Raw genomic sequence first — 21,151 nt, 5'->3', positions numbered from 1 at the left:
CTTTTGAGGCGTGAAATCACAGGCGTTGAAAGAATATGTTAAAGGTTTGCCCAAGTATGCTTTGCACCCCTTCCATGTGCAAATGATGGCCAGCCTCATGCACGGACCAATTGATTTGCGGCAGCGCGAGCAAGCTCTCTGCATAATCAGGGTATGCCTGCACCAAACCCTGCTGCGCCAGATGCAGTTCAGTTGGCACGGCAATCGCACGATGGCAGGCGCGCATCTGCTCTGGCGTTAGCATCATCATGGAAGGATGGCGCAGCCGTGCATCCATCCGCCACAGCCACTGCTCCTCTTCGTTTTGCACCGCATTGCGGCGCACCAAAACCTGCGCCGTCTCCTCGGATACAGGAAATCCATGACGCAATCGCTGCTGAGCCATAACATCCAAAGAAGGATACGCTCGTGACGATGGCTGCTTTTGCTGCGCGCGCAAGCTATGGGCAATTTGCGTGGGGGTTTGCGCAGCCTCACAGGTCTGTGGCCACAAGCCATCAATCAAACCAAGCGCCGTTACACGCTCAGGCATAGCAGAGGTCAACAGTGCGGCAATAATCCCACCGCGAGAATGCCCCAACAAACCAAAACGCTGCCAGCCTAATTGATCGGCAACCGAGAGAATTTCACGAAAATCATCCCAAATTAAATAACTGGCGTGCGCAGCGCGATGATCACTCCAACCATGCCCTGCCATATCCAATGCCACCAAATCGACATCAGGCATTTCAGGCGCGATAAGAGAAAAGCTGTCGCTGTTATCTAACCAGCCATGCAAAGCAAGAACAGGCATTGCGCCCTGATGCCAACGCTGTGCCGCTAGCTTCAATCCTAGTACGGAAAAAGAAATTTGCTCAGGGATTTCTGAGTTATGCATTATTTGATGCGGTGATATTGGCGCGATACTCCACATCACTGTTGTTATCGCTACCCATCAATGCGGCGCTGGCATCAGCGATACTTCTACCATTGAACAAAATATCATTCAACGCGCTAACTAAAGGCATATAAACGCCCAATTCATCTGCTTTTAATTTCACTAAGTGAATTGTGTTGATGCCTTCTGCCACTTGCCCTACTTCGGTAATGGCTTCTTGCAAGCTGCGCCCTTGACCAATCGCAAAACCAATACGGTAATTGCGCGAACGCGGTGAAGTACAAGTAACAATTAAATCACCCACACCGGCAAGACCAATAAAAGTCAGCGGGTCAGCACCGAGTTTTGCAGCAAATCGCCCCATTTCTGCCAAGCTGCGCGTGATCAGCATACTGATGGTGTTGTAACCCAAACCCAGTGCCGCCGCCATGCCACAAGCGATGGCATAACTGTTTTTTAATACACCGCCCAATTCAACACCATAAACATCGTTGTTGCTGTAAACACGAAAATACGGGCTACGCAAACAATCTTGCACTTGCTGACAAACGGCTGCATCACTGCTCGCTACCACTGTGCCCGTTAATTGTTTTTCTGCGATTTCTCCCGCCAAGTTTGGACCGCTCAAGACAGCAATGCGGTGCGTTGGAAGTTCTTGTTTCAGCACATCGCTCATCAACCAAAATCCTTGATGATTTTCTCCCGTTTCAATGCCTTTTGCCGTGCTAACCACTATTGCATTCGGCGGTAACAATGGACGCATCTGTTGCACAACAGAACGAAAAACTTTACTCGGCACAGAAACAAAAACAATCTCAGCGTCTTGCAAAGCCAATGTCATGTCGGCTGTTGCTTGCAAACTATTGTGCAAGATTAAGTTAGGAAGATAAGTTTTATTTTCGCGTGTAGTTTGTATAGCAGATGCTTTTTCTGCATCGCGCACCCACAACACGGTTTGAAAATCATTTTCTGCCAAGATATTGGCGATGGCGGTGCCGAAACTGCCACCGCCCATCACCACGATTTTCGATTTAGCCATTCTGTTTCGTCTTTTCTAGCATCAATTCAATCGTGCAAACGATAGCACAAATAACCAACGCCAAGACCTATTAAGCATTCAACAAGCGGTTGACTCGCGCAACAAATCCCGCAGGGTTTTCTAGCGTCAAGCCCGCCGACAACCGCGCTTCATCCAACAACACCAGCGCCAAATCTTCGAACCGTGCAGCATCACTCGTACCCGTCAAACGCTTCACCAACGCGTGCTTTTCGTTGAGTTCAAAAATTGGCTTTGCATCTGGAACAGCTTGCCCCGCCGCTTCCATCATGCGACGCATCTGCATACCCATATCTGCCTGACCCACCACAAGACAGGCAGGCGAATCCACCAAGCGCGTAGAAAAGCGTACCGACTCCACCTGTTCACTCAGCAAAGTTTTGATGCGTTCAAGCAAGGCATTATCCGCTGCCGATTCATCTTCGGCTTTTTTCTCGGGCTGTGGATCCTTCATTAAATGGCTAATATCCAAATCGCCACGCGCAACATCGGCAAACGCTTTGCCTGCGTATTCGCGGAAATAGCCCATCATCCATTCATCCAAACGATCGTGCATTAACAACACTTCCACATCGTTGGCACGGAATATTTCTAAGTGAGGGCTATTTTTGGCCGTGTCGTAATGATCAGAAACAATGTAATAAATCTGCGTCTGCCCTTCTTTCATGCGAGCAATGTAATCATCCAGTGATTGATCCTGCTCTTTTGATGAAGTGCTGCTTGCAAAACGCAGCAGCTTGCCGATGCGCTCGCGATTAGCGACATCTTCCACCATACCTTCTTTCAATACATTGCCAAAAGTTTTCCAGAATGCAGCATATTTTTCTTTGTCTTCTGCTAGCTTCTCCAGCATATCTAACACACGCTTGGTCAACGCTGACTTCATGCTTTCTACCGTGGCATCCTGTTGCAGAATTTCACGCGACACATTGAGAGACAAATCGTTTGAGTCCACTACGCCTTTCACAAAACGCAAATACAACGGTAAAAACTGTTCGGCATCATCCATGATGTAAGTGCGCTGTACATACAACTTCAATCCACGCGCAGCATCACGATGATAAAGATCAAAAGGTGCCTCAGTTGGGATATACAGCAAGCTGGTGTACTCTAACTTGCCTTCCACTTTATTGTGGCTCCACGCCAAAGGTTCAGCGTAATCGTGCGACACATGCTGATAAAAAGATTGGTATTCCTCATCAGAAATTTCATTCTTACTGCGCATCCACAGCGCGGTGGCACTGTTTACATTTTCCCACTCGCCAATTTCTTGCTCTTTGCCTTCTTCCGCTGGCGGCATGTATTGACGCATTTGCACAGGCACAGCAATGTGATCGGAATATTTACGCACGATGCTGCGCAGACGCCAATCATTCGCAAACTCTGCCGCATCTTCTTTGAGATGCAACACAATGCGTGTACCGCGCTCTGGCTTATCAATCGTTTCAACAGAGAAATCCGATTCACCAGATGATACCCAATGCACACCGTCTGCGGCTGATTGCCCTGCGCGGCGACTCAACACTTCCACTTTATCCGCAACGATAAAAGCCGAATAAAAACCGACACCAAACTGACCAATTAAATGCGAATCTTTTTTCTCATCGCCCGATAAATTGCGAATAAATTCTGCTGTGCCTGATTTAGCAATCGTGCCCAAATGCGAAACCGCTTCCTCGCGACTCATGCCAATACCATTATCATCAATGATGATGGTGCGTGCATCTTCATCCACACTGATACGAACCTTCAGCTCACCATCGTTTTCATAAAGGCTGCTATCCGCCAACGCGGCAAAGCGCAATTTGTCACAGGCATCCGACGCATTGGAAACCAACTCGCGCAAGAAAATTTCACGGTTGCTATATAACGAGTGGATCATCAATTGCAGGAGTTGTTTAGCCTCTGTTTGAAAGCCTAGGGTTTCAGCGGTAGGTTTATCAGCAACAGACATCGTAGAAATCTCCATAAAGCAGTTAGAATCGTGGGGAACATCTGCTAAATGGGGGTAAGGTGCTGTATTTCAAGGCGAATCGGGCGGAAGCCCTGATCAATATCATCGCTCTCGTTCTGTTTATTGCCTTTGTTATCGGCCAAGGGATTTTGGCATTTGAGCGCTCACCTTCCAGTGACGACGCGCTTTTTTTATCTGTCCCTAAAAATTGGCTTAACGACTACGGATGGGCCACCAGTTACAGCGAAAAAATCCCCTTCAATCCTGATTTCACCGGTCCCGCAGCCCTACTACTACCAGCAGCCCTCTTGATAAAAATTTTCGGCAATCAATGGTGGATAGGCGGCGTTACGGGCTGGGCAGTCAACCTCGTACTTTCTGCTTTATGTTTATGGCAGATTCGCCGCTATGGCAGAAACCCTGCCTTGATCATGCTCTGCTTGTGCGGCGGTATTGTCGCTGCGTTTGCACAAGATTTTTCATCGTTAATTGGCTATTACACCGGCAGCTTATTGTTTTTATTATCTGCCTGTGTGTCATTCAACAAATCTTACAGCATTAAAAATTGTGCATTGTTTCTAGGAATAGCGACCAGCATTAGTCTACTCATCAAGCCACTTCTATTACCCGCGTTTATCTGGTTGAACCTTGTTTTTTTATTGTCAGTTTTTATACAAGCTAAGAAACTATTGATCCTAATCGTTTTATTAGTCCTTCCGTCAATTTTTATTAGCAGCACATCCTTCTTATTGCAAAAAAATGCACTACAAGATTACTCAACAATCTACCAAGCAAACTATCAACAGTATAAACAAGACTTTATCCACCATCACGGCTCTGGTATTGGGCAATGGCTGCAAGCCGAAGAAAAACTTCCCTATCTGTTTCGCAATGCAAACAAGAATCTCTATTTTGTCGAAGAAGGTTTGGCAGAGTTCGGTATAAAGAATCCTTTTTTAGGCAACGAACCTGCTGACATCTATCATATTGTAGGCATACTTTATGTACTGGGATTGATAGCTATTTCCATCATCACTTTCAAGAAAATAATTCAATGCCGTGATGTATCACCTTTTACATGGCTGATCTTTTCAATCAATACCTGCATATTGATTTATATATTGTGGTTTGTGATATTCGCCATGGCGATGTCACCAGGGCATTTATATTTTCCTATGCAGTGGAGCCTGTGGTTATTGTTTGTATTGGCAGCGCAACTCCTTTCCACGCAATGTGCTTTCAAAAATACAGCGCTTACAAGTCTCGTTGTCTTATTATCCATTGGCGTAATAATGGAGCCAGCCACAAGAAAATCTGTATTTTTGTGGGATAACAACGCCGTACAAAAAACGGCGGGCTTAGATCAAGCTATCCAACACCTAACCAATACCCATGCCAGTCAATTAGCAGGTTGTGGCTACAACGGCTACCCCCGCCATATTGAATACCGCTTGCCAACATCGCAAAACTTTGCTGATTGCTTAGATTTAATAGAAGATCATGTCATTAGGGTTGGGGAACACTACCAATGGAAGTCTCCACTGGCATTTACTTTAGTGCTTTCCTTGCAAACTCTGAGTTTTGATCCAGCCGTTGCACCCATTAGTGCAGCCTGTATGAATAATGTTCTTTATAGAAACCGCGACATTCTTATTTTTCAGTGCAGTTTTGAAGACTTGAAAACCATCAATCTTGACGCACTCATGCCAAAAATTGATGCCACACATCAATGGTATAAGACTCGATTAAGCAACACTGCAACACCCAAGTAACACCCAAGCTATATAACCAGTGGTTCATATTCCAGCGTTATGCCAAAGACTTTCAATACATCAGCAGCAATTGCATCTGCCAACGCCAAAATTTCTTTTCCATTGGCATTGGAACGATTGACCAAAACTAAAGCCTGCTTTTCATGCACACAGGCAGCACCTATGCAACGCCCTTTCCAGCCTAGCTGATCAATCAACCACCCTGCTGCAATTTTGAATTTTCCCTGCTCGCCTGCATAAAAAATCACATGGGGAAATTGCTCTCGCAAACGCACAAAGTGCTCAGGCGATACCTGTGGATTCTTAAAGAAGCTTCCAGCATTAGGAAGGCGCGTTGGATCGGGTAAGCGAGAACGACGGACTTCGCAAACAGCATCTTTAATCATTACAGCACTAAGCAGACCACGCTCCAATTCAACGGGATGATGCTCAGCCAAGTATTCTCGCAATGCCGCATAGTGGCAGTGGATATTCGCTGTTTTATTCAATCGAAATAATACGGATGTAATCACTGTTTTTTGAAATAGCTCGCCTTTAAATACACTATGACGATAAGAAAATTGGCAGGCGGTATTATCCAATTCAAAACTTTCGCCACTATCGATATAAACACCACGCACAGCCTCAATAAAATCAGCCACTTCAATACCGTAGGCGCCAATATTTTGTACGGGAGCCGCACCAACCATACCAGGAATCAACGCCAAATTTTCCAAACCATACCAATATGAGGCAATGGAGCTTTCAACCCAGTCATGCCAACGCATACCAGCACCAACGCTGACATGCACGCACGCTTCATCTTCGTATTCAACTTTGATTGTTTCATCACGAAAACGCAAAACCATACCATCATAATCTTGCGTTAAAACAATATTGCTCCCCTCGCCCAACGGCAATACGGATAATTTCCTTTCTCGCGCCAGCGCTAATGCCGCCTGCAATTCTTCTATGTTTTTAGTTTCGCAGAATAGCGCTGCACGCGCATGCAAAGACAAAGTATTGTACGGCTGTAGTTCAACAGACTCACGCAACACAAGCAATCATCCTTGTAAGCGCGCTGAAACAATATGTTTCAGCAAGCCATCAGCGGCATCTTCAACCAAGTCTAAAACCAGTTCAAAACTTTCCGCGCCATCGTTATAGGGATCAGGCACTTGTGTGTACTGACGCTGCTTGCTGAAATCCATAAACAACCCTAAATGTCCTACAAAATCTTTCGGCTGAATGGCACGCAAGTTGCTCAAATTGATTCTGTCCATCGGCAAAATAAAATCGAAATGTAAAAAATCATTTTTTGTCACTTGGCGAGAAACTTGCGCGCTTAAGTCATAACCACGCGTTGCCGCCGCACGAATAGTTCTTGGATCAGGAGGGTTCCCCACATGAAATGCGGCTGTTGCAGCAGAATCCACCAAAATATTTTTAGTCAAACCCGCTTGCTGTACGCGTTGCTCAAAAACGCCGTGCGCAGTTGGAGAGCGGCATATATTGCCTAAGCAAACGAACAATACTTTAACTGTCATGCATTACCCCTGCGCTGCAATGTATCGACGAACGATATCAAGATCATGCGGCGTATCAACACCCGCAGGAATACTCACACAAGATTCAGCCACTTGAATAATGGAACCTTGATGCAAAGCGCGTAGCTGTTCTAATTTTTCAGTGTTCTCCAACAAGCAGGAATCCCACTGCACATAGCGATGTAAAAAGCCTGCGCGATAAGCATACAAACCAATATGCCGATACCCCCAGACCGTTTTTCCGTCCGCAGAGACTAATGGCTGCCCTTCACGCGGCCATGGAATCGGCGCGCGACTAAAATACAAAGCTTGTTGCGCTGCATTACTCACCACTTTTACAGCATTCGGGTCACGAAATTGCGCTTCGTCGGTAATGGCTTCACACAGAGTTGCCATATCGGCTTGCGTATTTTTTAGCAGTAATGCAGCGACTTGATCAATAACTGCTGACGGAATTAATGGTTCATCGCCTTGCACATTGACCACCACTTGCTCATCGGGCCAGCCGCGCTGTTTTGCCACTTCTTGTAAGCGATCAGTACCCGATGGGTGATCGACGCGCGTCATCACAACTCTGGCTCCAAACTTTTCTGCTGCTTCCGCAATGCGAGAATCATCCGTTGCTATCAACACTTCACTGGCACCGCTTTGTTTGGCGCGTTGCCAAACATGCTCAATCATCGGCTTGCCTGCAATATCTATCAAAGGCTTACCCGGCAAGCGCGTTGAGGCAAATCGCGCAGGAATAACAACCACAAAACTCATTACATCACCCTACATAATTACTGTGTACTTGAGAGGCTTTGTGCCAAACAGTATCAACCCACTCATCTGATAACGACATAGCCACACGCAATGCATACCAATTCTCTTTAGCAAACCCCATACATTTCACTGCGTCTTTTTCTGTCATCAATACTGGAAGATTGTCATCAAACTGAAAATCTCGTTCTGAAAAAATATGATGATCAGAAAAAGCATGCTCGATAACTGAAAACCCTATCGATGTTAAGGTAGAAAAAAATTTTGATGGATTACCTATACCTGCCACTGCATGTACAACTGTATTTTTAGCGAGAAACTCCAAAGGGAAAATATTGCCAGACGCAACCGCTACCCAATGCTGAGGCGTTAAATTGACAGATAAAATATTTTTTGCGTTAGGTAAAGCATTAGAAGAATTTGCCAGACCATTCACAACAACAAAATCAACAGACTGTAGACGCGATGCAGGCTCACGCAACGGCCCTGCTGGCAAAAAAAATCCATTACCCACCCCGCGTTGCGCATCGACCACAACAATTTCAACATCACGCGGCAGTGCGTAATGCTGCAAGCCATCGTCAGACAAAATGACTTCCACTTTATGCGCAGACAATAAGTGCTTTGCGGCTGCAACACGATCACGACCAACAACCACAGGGCATTCTGTCGTGCGTGCAATCAATAAAGGTTCATCACCCACACTAATAGCATCGTCATTAACCGACACAAGCCGTGTGCACTCTGCAAAGTTACCGCCGTACCCACGGCTCACAATACCAACGCGCTTTCCGCGTTTAGTAAATGCTTGCGCCAAAGCACATAACAACGGGGTTTTTCCTGTACCACCGACAGAGATATTACCAACGACAATAATAGGCACTGGTAGATGTGATTGTTTTTTAATAAGTAACTGTTTACGAATAAATGTAACAATAAAAAAAGCTAACGACAGCGGAAGTAATAGAAATATCACCGGCCAGTAATATTTTTTTTGATCGTACCAAATACGATCAAAGAGTTTACTGAGCGTTTTCATCACGCCTAGTCGTAATGCTTAAGCGAGAAAATCCTAATTGCCCAGCCACATCCATTGCCGTCACCACGGCTTGATGTTGCGCTTTTGCATCTGCAGAAAGAATCACGGGGATATCCGTGCGATCTCCCGCCGCCTCGTGCAATGCTTTGCGTAAAGTTTCAGGCTTGTTATCCACCAATGCACGGCCATTGACTGTAAAGTTTCCGTCTTCAGCCACAATCAATTCAACCGTATCAGGTTGACGCTGCTGACCCGATGGGTCTTCCGCAGTTGGCAAATCTAATTTTAATTCAGCGTTGTGAGTAAAACGGCTAGACACCATAAAGAAAATAAGCAACACCAACAGGATATCGATAAACGGCACGACATTAATGTAATCGTCTTGCCTATCTCGTTTGCGAATCTTCACAAAAACTCTCAATGCTCAGCGTTAGATTTTTCGCCTTTGACCTTACGATCAGAATACAAGGCATCGACTAATTTCATGGCGTCTTGCTGAATATTAATCATGTAGCCATCCACTACCCGGTAGAAATAGCGGCTCGCCAATGAAGCAGGAATAGCAACAATCAATCCTGTAGCTGTCGCTATTAGTGCCTCAGAAATACCACCCGCCAACGCACCTGGATTTCCTGTACCACCTTCCAGCATGATTGCAGAAAATATTTTGATCGTACCAATAACTGTACCTAACAGCCCCATTAGCGGCGCAATATTCGCCATGGCACTCAAAGCACTGAGGTAACGTTCTAAATCATGTTGCACGCGACTCGCAGCTACTTCCATGCTTTCAATCATGACTGCGCGGCTATGGCGCGTATTACTCAAACCCGCTGCCAACACTTGGCCCAACGGAGAAGAATCGTGAACCGCTTTAATTTTTTTACTATCAACCTGCCCGTGTTGTAACCAATCCCAAATTTTGGTGAGTAATGCAGCAGGGATAATTTTTTGTGCGTTCAGCGTCCAATAGCGCTCCGCCGTGATAGCAACAACGGCAATCGACATCAGCAGCAAGGGCACCATCATCCAACCGCCCGCCAATACAATCTCGTACACGCCCTACCTCTTTATTTGAACTGTTCAAAACCGCGCAACTTTATCACATAGCCTAGTGGCTCACGCATCCCACAAACTGCTTCCAGCCTTCTTACGCAACACCGTGAGATAAGCTTCATGCTCCTGCAACTCACTCTCCGTTGCAGGCTGCACCATTAGCTGAGCTGCTAGAGCGGCGTCTACTCGGCTGATAGCGATATCTCGCGCTAGTGCAGTCGACAAACCACCCTCACCTTGCGAACTACCGAGTAGGCTCGTCTGCCCACCGGTCATGGCCAAATAAACATCCGCTAGGATTTCTGCGTCCAACAAAGCGCCATGCAGCTCGCGGTGCGAATTGTCTACATCGTAGCGTTTACACAGCGCATCCAAGCTATTGCGCTGCCCTGGGTGGCGCTCTTTTGCCATCGCCAAGGTATCGGTAATTTTGCAGCGCGCAGCAAGAGAAAATTCTGTGCCATAGATTTTCTGCAACTCGCTATTCAAAAATCCCACATCGAATGCTGCGTTGTGAATGACTAACTCCGCACCATCTACATAGCTAAGAAAAGATTCTGCTATTTGATTAAACAACGGCTTATCTGAAAGAAATTCAGTCGTTAATCCGTGGACATTCAATGCTTCAGGCTCACTGTCCCGCTCAGGATTGATGTATTGATGAAAATTGTTGTTCGTGAGCTTTCTGCCAATCACCTCGACACAACCAATCTCAATAACACGATTGCCCTGCGCGGGATCAAGCCCTGTTGTTTCTGTATCCAAAACAATTTGACGCATCATGTTTACACCTCACTACGCCAGCATTTCATCAATGGCTTGATTGGCCAGTGCATCACAGCGTTCATTTTCAGCGTGGCCGCTATGCCCTTTCACCCAGTGCCACGCCACCGTATGTTTGAGCGCAGCCGCATCAAGTCGTTGCCACAAATCTTGGTTTTTTACTAGCTTTCTATCACTGGTGCGCCAGCCATTTTTTTTCCAATTAGCCATCCAACTGCTTACGCCTTGGCGCACATATTGTGAATCAGTTGTTAAATCCACAATACACGAATCCTTTAAGGCCTCTAATGCCGCGATAGCCGCCATCAATTCCATGCGATTATTCGTCGTTAAACTTTCTGCACCATACATTTCTTTTTCATTATCGCCATAACGCAATACTGCACCCCAGCCACCAGGCCCTGGATTTCCGCGACACGCACCATCAGTAAAAATTTCAACTTTTTTCATAAACTCTTCAGACATTATTTTTTGGATTGACCGCAGCCGAAGGAGAAACAGTAGACGGACGAACAGTCGGAGTGACTGGCACTGGCGACAAAGCACTCAAAGGATTCAGCGACCGCTTCTCTTTTTCTAACAGCAACGGTCTAACACCCACCACTGTTTTGCGCGCCAACACACAATAAACACTACCCCACGGCAGCTTGGATTTACTTCCCCAGCGCTCAAGCCACTGCAAATGGCTTCTAGCTGCCTCACCTAATTGCGGCGGCACATAAACCGTATGCGTCGACTCCACAATTTCAAAATTCAACAGCGTTAACCAGTCATGCAGGCGATGCACACTCAAACTATTGTGTGCCGCTACTGTATTGAGAGGGCTCCAGCGCTTTTGTAGTGCATGTTGCACGCCGAGTGTACTGCAACGCTGAAAACCAAAAATCAGCACGCTACCGTAAGGCATTAATACTCGAGCAGTTTCACGCAATAACTGATGCGGTGTATCACTGTAATCCAAGCTGTGGTGTAGCACTGCCACATCCACACTTTCATTCTCGATGGGCAATGCGTATGCGTGGCAACGCGCTGCAATGTTTGGCGAAGCCGAAGCTGCTTCGCTCAGAGAAAAACAATGATGGATGGGGCTCGCTTCTACTAAAGGCAAGGACGGGCAAACCCCTAGCGTCATCAAGTGATAACCGAATAAATGTGGTAGGTGTCGATCCAATAACGCTTTTTCTGCGCGCCAAATATTTTGGCCGACACTACCTGCGTACCACTGCTGTAGCGCAGAAAATTGAGCATCCGCACGGCTTAACATGACAGCCTCAGCGATAAAATCGCACGCTCAATTGGTTTTCCCAAATTTTGCTTTCAATACCTCAACAGCAATAGGAATAAGTGATACAGCGATGACACCGAGTATCACCAGTTCAAAATTCTTTTTAACGATTTCCATATCGCCAAAGAAAACACCAGCACCCACGCAAATTGGTACCCACAACAAAGAACCGATAGAACTAAAAGCGATATAACGCGGATAAGGCATTTTGCCAACGCCAGCTACGAACGGCGCAAAAGTACGAACAATCGGCACAAAGCGCGCAATGATCACCGCACGCGAACCGTATTTGTTATAAAACTGCTCAGTGCGCTCCAAATGTTTGCGATTAAAGAAGATGGAGTCTTCGAAGCGAAAAACACGCGGCCCCAAAGTTCTTCCCACCCAATAATTGACATTATCTCCACAAAACGCGGCGACCATAATGATGGCACCACACAACCACGGATCCAGTTTCCCTGTCGATGCTGCCAAAGCGCCCACTGCAAACAGCAGTGAATCACCAGGTAGAAATGGCGTAACAACTAACCCCGTCTCTGCGAATACAATCAAAAACAAAATGGCGTAAACCCATACGCCGTACAGCTCAATCATCGTCGCCAAGTGATCATTGATATGCAAAATAAAATCTATCGGGTTCATTGCTCTACTCCTTATTGATTCGACTATTTATTCATTGTTATGTGGTCCGCCCGAGACGATTTGAACGTCCGACCTGCCCCTTAGGAGGGGGCCGCTCTATCCAGCTGAGCTACGGGCGGTGAAAACTTTCATTCAAATTAATGGGCAATCTTTTTTTCTCGTTGAAACGCAAACGCCAACAAAACACACAGCAAGCACCATAAGAGCAGCTGGTAATTGGACAACAGAGAATTGGCTATCAAAGGCAGTTGTTCTTGCAGCGTAGGATGCATGGTTATGAAATCTTCACCCTTCAACATCGCCTTCACCTCACCCCACAGACAAGCCAGCGCTGCTGCAGGCAGCAACAATCTTGCATGAATATTCCATGTAAAAACTGCGCTCGCACTTTGCGGAATCGTTGCAATGCAACGACGCGATAACCATAGCCCAACGGCCAGCACCACTGGCAGACAATACAGTGCAACGGGGATATCCATGTAACGACCGGATGTCGAAAACATTACCGCAAAACCCATGGCACCCAAACCGTACAGTGCAAAACCGCGACGCACCCACGCAACAGAATCTGATGACAGTTGTTTTGCTAATAACGAACGCAACCACTGCACGCCACCGATAGCAAACAGCAATGAAAAACCTACCAAAACATAACCCCACAACTGCGCAAAAGGTTCTGCCCATATTTGCAGTAACAAGCGATACCAAAACGCCACATCGGCATCGGAAATCCAGTGTTTATCCGCAACAAAAAAGAGCAAGTGCTGAGAAAACCATGTCAGTGAAGATGGTGCAACTGACAAACGAATACTTTTATAGATTGCCAACACCAAAGCCGCTGCAAATAATTGGCTCCACCCACTCAATAACAAAGTGTGTCGCACGGTGCGCGCATAAGGCACCAGCAACAGCGCAAGCAATAATCCAACGAGCAAAGATGCACCTGCACGCAGCATTGCATCATCCAATGGAACCACATCACCCGTTAATGGATATTTCATTGCGCGCGATGCGTCAAATAATCCCCAACGCGCACCCACTGTGCCTTCTAATTGCGCTTTCCAAGATTGGTCAAACGCCTCAACTACGTTGTAATCAAAATCATATTGTTTAGCCAAATGTGGTAACGAACGCACAAACTCTGCTGCCGTTAATAGGTCAGCATGGGCGGGGCCACGGCTACGCCCTTCTGTTGGCCAACCTGTTTCACCCACCAAAATAGGCTTGCCGGGAAAACGCTGTTTAATTTTTTCGATGATGACCAACATATGTTGTTGTGCATCATGCAGCGAAACCGGTTCATCTTCCCAATACGGCAAAATATGAATGGTGATGTAGTCCACATGATCTGCGACTTGCGGGTTTTTCAGCCAAAACGCCCACACATCGGCGTAAGAAACAGGCTGCTTAATAGCAGAACGCACTTGATCAATGTAGGCGATCAACTCATCTGGTTTGAGATCACGGCGCAATAAAACTTCATTACCCACGATCACTCGCTTCACTGCTTGCGGGTAATGATTTGCCGTCTCGATCAACACCTGCACTTCTTTGTCGTTATCCGCTTTTTCTCTCCCCAGCCATGCGCTGTGCGTCAAGGTGAAGCCGTGTTTTTCTGCCAAAGCAGGAACAACTTCCATACCATCTCGCGCGGTATAAGTACGAACGCCACTGAATACGCCTTTTAATCGCACCAAATCTGCTTCAATTTGTTCTTGTGACGGAAACACTTTCTTTAAAGGAGATTGCCCATCATAAAACGGGGCAAAGGAAGCGCTTTTTAACGGTTCACCCCACTCACTTTCTATACTTCTTGGGTAGATTGCGGTATACCAAACTAGCGCGGCCAAAATGCAGACGAAAAAACCAGTAAAAATCTTTGCTGCCGAAGAAACATGACTACTCATTACCACTATCGCTCTCAACTCGTTACTACATCAAAATTTTTGCGCAATACATCCAAAGCTTGCGCAATTTTATTTACATCGTCCAACTCACCACATTCCTGCCATAGCAAGCCCATGCCGACAGCATTGCATTCTAAAAGAGCCCAGCTGTTTGGGAAGTTTTGCTGAAAGGAATATAGGCACTTTTGAGCCAAATCAGGTACTTCTCCGGCAATACCATGCGTATTACCTTCGACATCCAACCAAATTGCCCAGTGTTTTTTTGGCTGATCACTAACCGGCCAAGGAAAGTAATACATAAAGCCTGATTCAGGCAATAAACGCGACTGATATCCACTGTTGCGCTTCGTCCAAAATCGCACAGCCAAGCCGGCCTGCGTCGCTGCCTGTCGCATCAGCTGGAGTTTTTTATCACGCGGTGATGGCTGTAAGCGCGCTAGCCGCGAAATAATAAAAAGCACTGCAAATGCCAAAATAACCCAGCGCCACATTGCTCAATGACTCTGCACAGTTTTGTCGCTGCAAAGGAAAGCATAGAGCTGTGTAGTATCGAACGGCCAATTGAGTAACTGACCTGTATCTACATCTTCCAAAACAGGGATGGTCAATGAGAAACGCGCCAACAGCACATCGTCCTCGGCTATATCGGCCAGTTCGACTTGCCAACCTTGTGCCACAAACGGCAATAACAGCTGCTCTGCCACCTCACAGAGATGACAGCCTAGTGTGCCGTAAAGGATGAGTGAGCGCGATGTGAGTGATGGACTGACCAAGGAAATCGTCTCTCTGGAAAGCAACCGGAGAACGCCCGGCCAAACTATAATGGCCGACGATTTTAATAGATCGACCCCTTAAAGACGAACAGGATACCGCATGGCGGTCTGGAAAGATTTTGCCCTCACCCACACGGGCAATGTGCGCAACAATAACGAAGACGCTTTCGCCTGCCATCCCGAATTGGGGCTATGGCTGGTGGCCGATGGTATGGGCGGCCATGAAGCAGGCGAAGTCGCCAGTGCAATTGCAATCGAAACGATCGTTGAGCAAGTGCGCCAAGGGCGCGATCTGACGGATGCCATTTTGGCAGCCCACCACAATATCTTGAGCAGCAGCCACACCGAACGCGGCGCTAAAGGCATGGGCACAACCGTTGTCGCCTTGCAAACACAAGGGGCGCGCTACCGTGTGGCATGGGTCGGCGATAGTCGCGCTTATCTCTGGACAAAAACTAGCGAGAACACCGGCATCCTCGAACAACTCACCACCGATCACTCTTATGTACAAATGTTGGTCGCTGCTGGCACCATTTCTATGCAAGAAGCACTCAGTCACAAAGATAAAAATGTCATCACGCAATGTTTAGGCTCCATGGATAACGAACAAATTCGTGTCGATACCGTGGAACGCGAATGGCAAGCCAATCAATGGATTTTATTGTGCAGCGACGGTTTGTCTGATGAATTGTCTTTTGAGAAAATCAGTGCACGACTGAATTCACAGCACGATATTGAAACAGCTGCGCGCGAATTACTGGATGAAACACTTGCGCAAGGCGGTCGCGATAACGCGACAATTGTGTTGGTCGGCAAAAACCAAACAGCTTCCCACAAACTCCTTGACCGTTTTCATCAATGGCTAAGCAGCAAACATTGACAAAAAATCTTGGCACTTATCCAAACGATTTTTTTGCATTGGCAATAGGCGTCGTACTTTTTGCTTTTGCTTCTAGCTACTGGAATTTTGCAACCAGTGTTGATGATGCTCATATCACTTTTTTTGCAGCACACTCCCTAGCCAACTATGGTGAAATCCTAAACTACAACTTTGAAAGGGTTGAGCAAAGTTCATCATTACTGCATACATTACTAACAGCGCTCTTTGCGCGTTTTAGCAATATGAGTGCTGCGCTAGTGGGATTTTTTATACCATTACTATTTGGTTGGCTATGCATACCGTTACTGTGGCTTATTGCTCGCCAACAACAGCTTACATTATCCGTTTTACTCTGCGTTACCACCCCATTGGTGTACTGGACATATGCAGGTTTAGAAACGGGAATCTGTGCAGCGCTCTTACTGTTATATGTGTATTGCCTATCAACCCATCATCTATGGCTGACAGCTTTATTTGGCTTCACCGTACAGTTAGTGCGGCCAGAAATGCCCATTTTCATTCCCTTACTTACAATCACCACAGTGATTGTAAGCCAGCAAAGAAGGAATACGCTGGCGGATTGGCATGTCAGCTATCAGCGTAATGACTGCATTAATTATTTTTTGTTTTCGCTGGGTATATTTTGGCGATATCTTTCCGCAACCTGTAGCAGCAAAATCTAACGGAATATCTATTGCTACTATAAAAAACGGATTTCTCTATCTTACGCAAGGTTTTCATGGAATGAATCTAATGATGGGAGTAGCAAGCATCCTTGCCACTGCTCATCTACTTTGGCGAAGCTATAAACATAAAGAAACTTCGCTTATTGCTACAGCTGCAATTACTAGCAGCGGCTATCTCATCTTTATTATCTTGGCTGGCGGAGACTGGATGCCAGAACAGCGTCTCATTGCAGCATTAACCCCTATTCATGCTCTACTGGTAACTAGATACATTTCATTATTAGCACCCAATCCAATTGTTTTTCGGCTGCTTTTGGTAGGGATTTGTATAACTCAGTTGCTTCACAACCAACGAGAAAGCAGCTCTCACCTTGACTATTCTTCTAATAAATTGGATCAACACACACTCAATCAATATACATTCTCTGAAAAAAACTCACCCGACAACCGAGCCAATATCAGCACCATAGAAAGCCTAATTCCAATTATCAAAGAAATAAAAATACAGCAAAATGAAAAAATCCAAATTCTTAGTGGTCAAATGGGTATGGTGGCCTACCACCTCGCTACACAATTTCCCAACCAGCTACACTTCACTGATCGCAATGGGCTGATTGAGCGAAGTTTGACGGAGTGCTCTCTCACTCGCTCACAACCAAGAGTCCCACAAGGAATTGAGGGGCTGGCCACTATTTTCTTCGTCAAGAAAAAAGTAGAACTAAAGAAAACTTGCAACATAAACCCACCAGATATTATTTTTGATCTTTGGTGGCATAACAAAGTCGATGCAACACGATTACTTATGGCCAAACACGGATATACAACTATCAATGTTGCTACAATGTAGCCACTGTTGGATCAACTAATACTTCTGAATGAAAAGTACCTGCCCTATATAAACAACACACAAGCACCGTAATATTTTTAGCCCTTTGTACAGCTACCTCCTATTAATTTTAACCTTGGATTTTCTACATGGCTCAATATGTTTTCACTATGAATCGCCTCGGTAAAGTCGTACCACCGAAGCGTGAAATTCTCAAAGATATTTCACTGTCATTTTTCCCAGGCGCAAAAATTGGCGTACTAGGCTTAAACGGTTCCGGCAAATCGACTTTGTTAAAAATTATGGCAGGCATTGATACCGATTTCATCGGTGAAGCGCGTCCGATGAGTAATCTAAAAATTGGTTATCTACCACAAGAGCCACAGTTAGATGCCAACAAAGATGTGCGCGGCAATGTGGAAGAAGGCTTAGCAGAACCACTCAATGCCTTAAAAGGTTTGGATGCTGTTTACGCGGCTTACGCCGAAGAAAATGCTGACTTTGATGCGCTGGCAAAAAAACAAGCCGAGTTTGAAGACATTATTCAGGCGTGGGATGCACACAGCATCGAACACAAACTGGAAGTCGCTGCCGATGCGCTGCGCCTACCGCCGTGGGATGCTGATGTCACCAAACTCTCTGGCGGTGAACGCCGCCGCGTGGCGCTGTGTCGTTTACTGATGTCGCGCCCTGATATGTTGCTGCTCGATGAACCGACTAACCACTTGGATGCAGAATCTGTCGCATGGCTGGAACATTTTCTGGTGGAATTTCCGGGTACGGTGGTTGCGATCACGCACGACCGTTACTTCCTCGACAATGCAGCGGGTTGGATTTTGGAACTCGATCGCGGCCACGGCATCCCGTATGAAGGCAATTACACTTCTTGGTTGGAACAAAAAGAAGCGCGTTTGAAACAAGAAGAGCGCACTGAAGCAGCGCGTCAAAAAACTATCGAACGCGAATTGGAATGGGTGCGTCAAAACCCCAAAGGTCGTCACGCAAAAAACAAAGCACGTCTCGCACGCTTTGACGAATTGAATTCGCAAGAATATCAAGCGCGCAATGAAACCAATGAAATTTACATTCCACCCGGCCCGCGTTTAGGCGATAAAGTATTAGAGCTGGATCGTGTCACCAAATCGTTCGGTGATCGCGTGCTGGTTGATGATCTTTCTTTTGCAGTTCCGAAAGGCGCCATCGTCGGCATCATCGGCCCCAACGGTGCAGGCAAATCGACCCTGTTCCGCATGATCACCGGTCAAGAGAAACCGGACCAAGGCAGCATCACGCTGGGTGACACGGTAAAACTCGCCTATGTTGAGCAATCGCGTGAAAAATTGGATGCCAACAAAACCGTTTGGGAAGCAGTATCTGACGGACTCGACATCATCAAAATTGGCAACTATGAAGTGCCTTCACGCGCTTACTTAGGTCGCTTTAATTTCAAAGGCTCTGATCAACAAAAACGCGTTGGCGAATTGTCTGGTGGTGAACGCGGTCGTCTGCAATTGGCCTGTACACTGAAAGAAGGCGGCAACTTTTTGCTGCTCGACGAACCGTCAAACGACCTCGATGTAGAAACGCTGCGCGCCTTGGAAGAAGCACTGCAAAACTTCCCCGGCTGCGCGATGGTGATTTCGCACGATCGCTGGTTTCTTGATCGCGTTTGCACACACATTCTCGCTTTTGAAGGTGAAAGCAGCGCCGTGTTCTTTGAAGGTACTTACACCGAATACGAAGCCGATCACAAAGCGCGCATGGGCGATCAACAACCCACGCGCATGAAATACAAGCGGCTGCGAGAATAATGCTCCGCCGCTTTAAAAAAACTGCTTACTGGCTCTTATTCCTGCCGCTATCCACAATTCTGTTACTTGAATTGGTGTTGCAGGCAGGAAGTTCTTTAAATCAGCATTTTTTGCACAAAAATATAGCCAATACTTGGCTCACACAAAACCTTCGCATTGTCACAATGGGGGATTCCAATACTTACGGGCTTTATCTTGATAAGGAAGACTCCTACCCGAAGCAACTGGAGACAATTTGGAACACCACCCACAAAAATAAAGCCATTGAAGTAATTAACCTTGGCTATCCTGGTACCAATTCTTCTCGACTTGTTGCCAATTTCGAAGAGGCAATTAAACAATTTCAACCAGATATTGTTCTTGTGATGATAGGCACAAACGATAGTTGGACGACACCAATTGCAAGTGCAGAGTCACGGCTTATCGAACAAAATGCCTTTCAACCAATACAACGGATCAAACTGTATTCTCGAATTTATAAACTTTACTGCCTGCTCTCAAGAGAACCCTTCCAAGGCGATGCGTTAGCGGCAATTACTACATCTGACCCTAAACAAACTGAAACAGCCAAAGGACAACCCGCCACTATCAACTACAAAAATATAAAACTTGATTTCTCGATGAGCTTTCGTCCACAGAGCATGCATTTTGATGTAGAAGTAGAAATGCAGAAAAACATGGAAAAACTTATCCAATATGGCGAGAACCATAACATTAAAGTTTTCCTAGTAACCTATGCGGCCAATAAGGGTTACTACAAGCAGGCCAATAAAGTTACTATAAGAACCGCACAGGCAATCAATGCCATTACCTCACCTCACCTCACCTCACCTTATCGATACCATTGCAACATTCAAGAATCTTCAGCCTGAGAAAGACAAAGGAAATATTTATTTTTTTCCAGATCTTCACACGACTGCACAAGGCAACCAAATTTTGGCTACAGAAATCATGAAACAACTTGAAACAAAACTAAATACATCTTCAGAAGAAACTAAGCCATGAAACACCTCATCCTCGGCGGTGCGCGCTCTGGTAAAAGTCACTTTGCAGAAACAACTGGACTGGCAACTAACAAAAAGTTGGTTTACATCGCCACCTCTGAAGCTTTAGATGGAGAAATGCAAGCACGCATTCACCATCACCAAACTTCGCGGGATGCGCGCTGGTTTACGGTTGAAGAGCCGTTACAACTCGCTGCCACACTGCGACAACACGCAGCAAAAGACACATGCATACTTGTCGATTGTTTAACGCTGTGGCTAACCAATATTTTGCTGGCAGGCAACGAAGTTTTTATACGCGAGCGAGCAAGTTTTTTAAGCACGCTACCGCAACTAGCAGGTGATATTTTTTTGGTGAGCAACGAAGTGGGCATGGGCATAGTGCCGATGGATCCACTTACACGGCGTTTTGTCGATGAAGCTGGTCGACTCCATCAAGAATTAGCCAAACAATGCGATGCGGTGACGATGGTCATCGCTGGCTTACCACTGGCGCTGAAATCTTAAAAAG

At 46.1% G+C, this 21,151-nt stretch carries 23 protein-coding genes and 1 tRNA gene; 7 read left to right on the top strand and 17 right to left on the bottom strand.

The window, feature by feature from the left end; genetic code table 11:
• Positions 1-16 precede the first annotated feature (16 nt).
• The 3 genes from R3E63_05430 to htpG all read right to left on the bottom strand — a co-directional run bounded on the left by R3E63_05430 (position 17) and on the right by htpG (position 3,888).
• Complete coding sequence (locus R3E63_05430; protein MEZ5539391.1) at positions 17-877, bottom strand: alpha/beta hydrolase; 861 nt, start codon at positions 875-877, stop codon at positions 17-19.
• Positions 870-1,916 carry an NAD(P)H-dependent glycerol-3-phosphate dehydrogenase gene (locus tag R3E63_05425; GenBank protein MEZ5539390.1) on the bottom strand — a complete coding sequence of 349 codons (1,047 nt, stop codon included), beginning with the start codon at positions 1,914-1,916 and terminating at the stop codon, positions 870-872. The genes R3E63_05430 and R3E63_05425 overlap by 8 nt, the downstream gene beginning before the upstream one ends.
• Before the next feature lie 70 nt (positions 1,917-1,986).
• Positions 1,987-3,888, bottom strand: a complete 1,902-nt coding sequence (htpG, locus tag R3E63_05420) for a molecular chaperone HtpG (protein MEZ5539389.1) — start codon at positions 3,886-3,888, stop codon at positions 1,987-1,989.
• Positions 3,889-3,947: 59 nt separating this feature from the next.
• Between htpG and R3E63_05415 the strand changes: the two genes are divergently transcribed.
• On the top strand, positions 3,948-5,660 hold the full coding sequence (locus R3E63_05415) for a hypothetical protein (GenBank protein ID MEZ5539388.1): 1,713 nt from the start codon (positions 3,948-3,950) through the stop codon (positions 5,658-5,660).
• 8 nt (positions 5,661-5,668) lie between these two features.
• On the opposite strand, the gene murB is transcribed toward R3E63_05415, so the two are convergent.
• From murB to R3E63_05345, 14 genes are all read right to left on the bottom strand, one after another.
• A complete protein-coding gene (gene murB, locus R3E63_05410) occupies positions 5,669-6,697 on the bottom strand; it encodes a UDP-N-acetylmuramate dehydrogenase (protein MEZ5539387.1) in 1,029 nt (342 codons plus the stop codon).
• A 6-nt stretch (positions 6,698-6,703) separates the two neighbouring features.
• Complete coding sequence (locus tag R3E63_05405) at positions 6,704-7,186, bottom strand: low molecular weight protein-tyrosine-phosphatase (GenBank protein MEZ5539386.1); 483 nt, start codon at positions 7,184-7,186, stop codon at positions 6,704-6,706.
• Positions 7,187-7,189: 3 nt separating this feature from the next.
• Positions 7,190-7,951 carry a 3-deoxy-manno-octulosonate cytidylyltransferase gene (gene kdsB, locus R3E63_05400; GenBank protein MEZ5539385.1) on the bottom strand — a complete coding sequence of 254 codons (762 nt, stop codon included), beginning with the start codon at positions 7,949-7,951 and terminating at the stop codon, positions 7,190-7,192.
• Positions 7,952-7,955: 4 nt separating this feature from the next.
• Positions 7,956-8,987: a tetraacyldisaccharide 4'-kinase gene (gene lpxK / locus R3E63_05395; protein ID MEZ5539384.1), complete on the bottom strand. Its 1,032-nt coding sequence runs from the start codon at positions 8,985-8,987 to the stop codon at positions 7,956-7,958.
• On the bottom strand, positions 8,971-9,396 hold the full coding sequence (locus tag R3E63_05390; protein ID MEZ5539383.1) for a biopolymer transporter ExbD: 426 nt from the start codon (positions 9,394-9,396) through the stop codon (positions 8,971-8,973). Before R3E63_05390 ends, lpxK begins: the two co-directional genes overlap by 17 nt.
• Before the next feature lie 8 nt (positions 9,397-9,404).
• Positions 9,405-10,046: a MotA/TolQ/ExbB proton channel family protein gene (locus R3E63_05385; protein MEZ5539382.1), complete on the bottom strand. Its 642-nt coding sequence runs from the start codon at positions 10,044-10,046 to the stop codon at positions 9,405-9,407.
• A 60-nt stretch (positions 10,047-10,106) separates the two neighbouring features.
• A complete protein-coding gene (dnaQ, locus tag R3E63_05380; protein MEZ5539381.1) occupies positions 10,107-10,823 on the bottom strand; it encodes a DNA polymerase III subunit epsilon in 717 nt (238 codons plus the stop codon).
• Between the two features lie 15 nt (positions 10,824-10,838).
• A complete protein-coding gene (gene rnhA / locus R3E63_05375) occupies positions 10,839-11,276 on the bottom strand; it encodes a ribonuclease HI (protein ID MEZ5539380.1) in 438 nt (145 codons plus the stop codon).
• A gap of 7 nt (positions 11,277-11,283) precedes the next feature.
• Positions 11,284-12,090, bottom strand: a complete 807-nt coding sequence (locus tag R3E63_05370; protein ID MEZ5539379.1) for a methyltransferase domain-containing protein — start codon at positions 12,088-12,090, stop codon at positions 11,284-11,286.
• A 27-nt stretch (positions 12,091-12,117) separates the two neighbouring features.
• Positions 12,118-12,753: a DedA family protein gene (locus R3E63_05365; GenBank protein MEZ5539378.1), complete on the bottom strand. Its 636-nt coding sequence runs from the start codon at positions 12,751-12,753 to the stop codon at positions 12,118-12,120.
• Between the two features lie 42 nt (positions 12,754-12,795).
• A tRNA-Arg gene (locus R3E63_05360) sits at positions 12,796-12,872 on the bottom strand.
• Positions 12,873-12,890: 18 nt separating this feature from the next.
• The gene (locus tag R3E63_05355; protein MEZ5539377.1) at positions 12,891-14,483 is read right to left on the bottom strand and encodes a hypothetical protein; all 1,593 of its coding nucleotides are present in this window, start codon (positions 14,481-14,483) and stop codon (positions 12,891-12,893) included.
• Positions 14,484-14,674: 191 nt separating this feature from the next.
• Complete coding sequence (locus R3E63_05350) at positions 14,675-15,121, bottom strand: hypothetical protein (protein ID MEZ5539376.1); 447 nt, start codon at positions 15,119-15,121, stop codon at positions 14,675-14,677.
• Between the two features lie 33 nt (positions 15,122-15,154).
• On the bottom strand, positions 15,155-15,400 hold the full coding sequence (locus R3E63_05345; protein MEZ5539375.1) for a glutaredoxin family protein: 246 nt from the start codon (positions 15,398-15,400) through the stop codon (positions 15,155-15,157).
• A 133-nt stretch (positions 15,401-15,533) separates the two neighbouring features.
• Between R3E63_05345 and R3E63_05340 the strand changes: the two genes are divergently transcribed.
• The 6 genes from R3E63_05340 (at position 15,534) to cobU (ending at position 21,147) form a co-directional block, all read left to right on the top strand.
• Entirely contained in the window at positions 15,534-16,313 is a 780-nt protein-coding gene (locus tag R3E63_05340; GenBank protein MEZ5539374.1) for a protein phosphatase 2C domain-containing protein, read from the top strand.
• On the top strand, positions 16,292-16,996 hold the full coding sequence (locus tag R3E63_05335; protein ID MEZ5539373.1) for a hypothetical protein: 705 nt from the start codon (positions 16,292-16,294) through the stop codon (positions 16,994-16,996). Before R3E63_05340 ends, R3E63_05335 begins: the two co-directional genes overlap by 22 nt.
• Positions 16,899-17,846: a hypothetical protein gene (locus R3E63_05330; GenBank protein ID MEZ5539372.1), complete on the top strand. Its 948-nt coding sequence runs from the start codon at positions 16,899-16,901 to the stop codon at positions 17,844-17,846. Before R3E63_05335 ends, R3E63_05330 begins: the two co-directional genes overlap by 98 nt.
• A gap of 128 nt (positions 17,847-17,974) precedes the next feature.
• Complete coding sequence (gene ettA / locus R3E63_05325) at positions 17,975-19,636, top strand: energy-dependent translational throttle protein EttA (protein MEZ5539371.1); 1,662 nt, start codon at positions 17,975-17,977, stop codon at positions 19,634-19,636.
• Positions 19,636-20,508, top strand: coding sequence for an SGNH/GDSL hydrolase family protein (locus R3E63_05320; GenBank protein ID MEZ5539370.1), 873 nt, complete (start codon positions 19,636-19,638; stop codon positions 20,506-20,508). The genes ettA and R3E63_05320 overlap by 1 nt, the downstream gene beginning before the upstream one ends.
• A gap of 129 nt (positions 20,509-20,637) precedes the next feature.
• Positions 20,638-21,147 (top strand): bifunctional adenosylcobinamide kinase/adenosylcobinamide-phosphate guanylyltransferase, encoded by a 510-nt coding sequence (gene cobU, locus R3E63_05315; protein MEZ5539369.1) that lies wholly within the window; start codon positions 20,638-20,640, stop codon positions 21,145-21,147.
• Positions 21,148-21,151: the final 4 nt, after the last annotated feature.

This window comes from Pseudomonadales bacterium (assembly GCA_041395665.1).
Taxonomy (GTDB): Bacteria; Pseudomonadota; Gammaproteobacteria; order Pseudomonadales; family UBA7239; genus UBA7239.
Note: the sequence above shows the minus strand (reverse complement) of the source record. Positions and strands in the feature narration are given on the sequence as shown.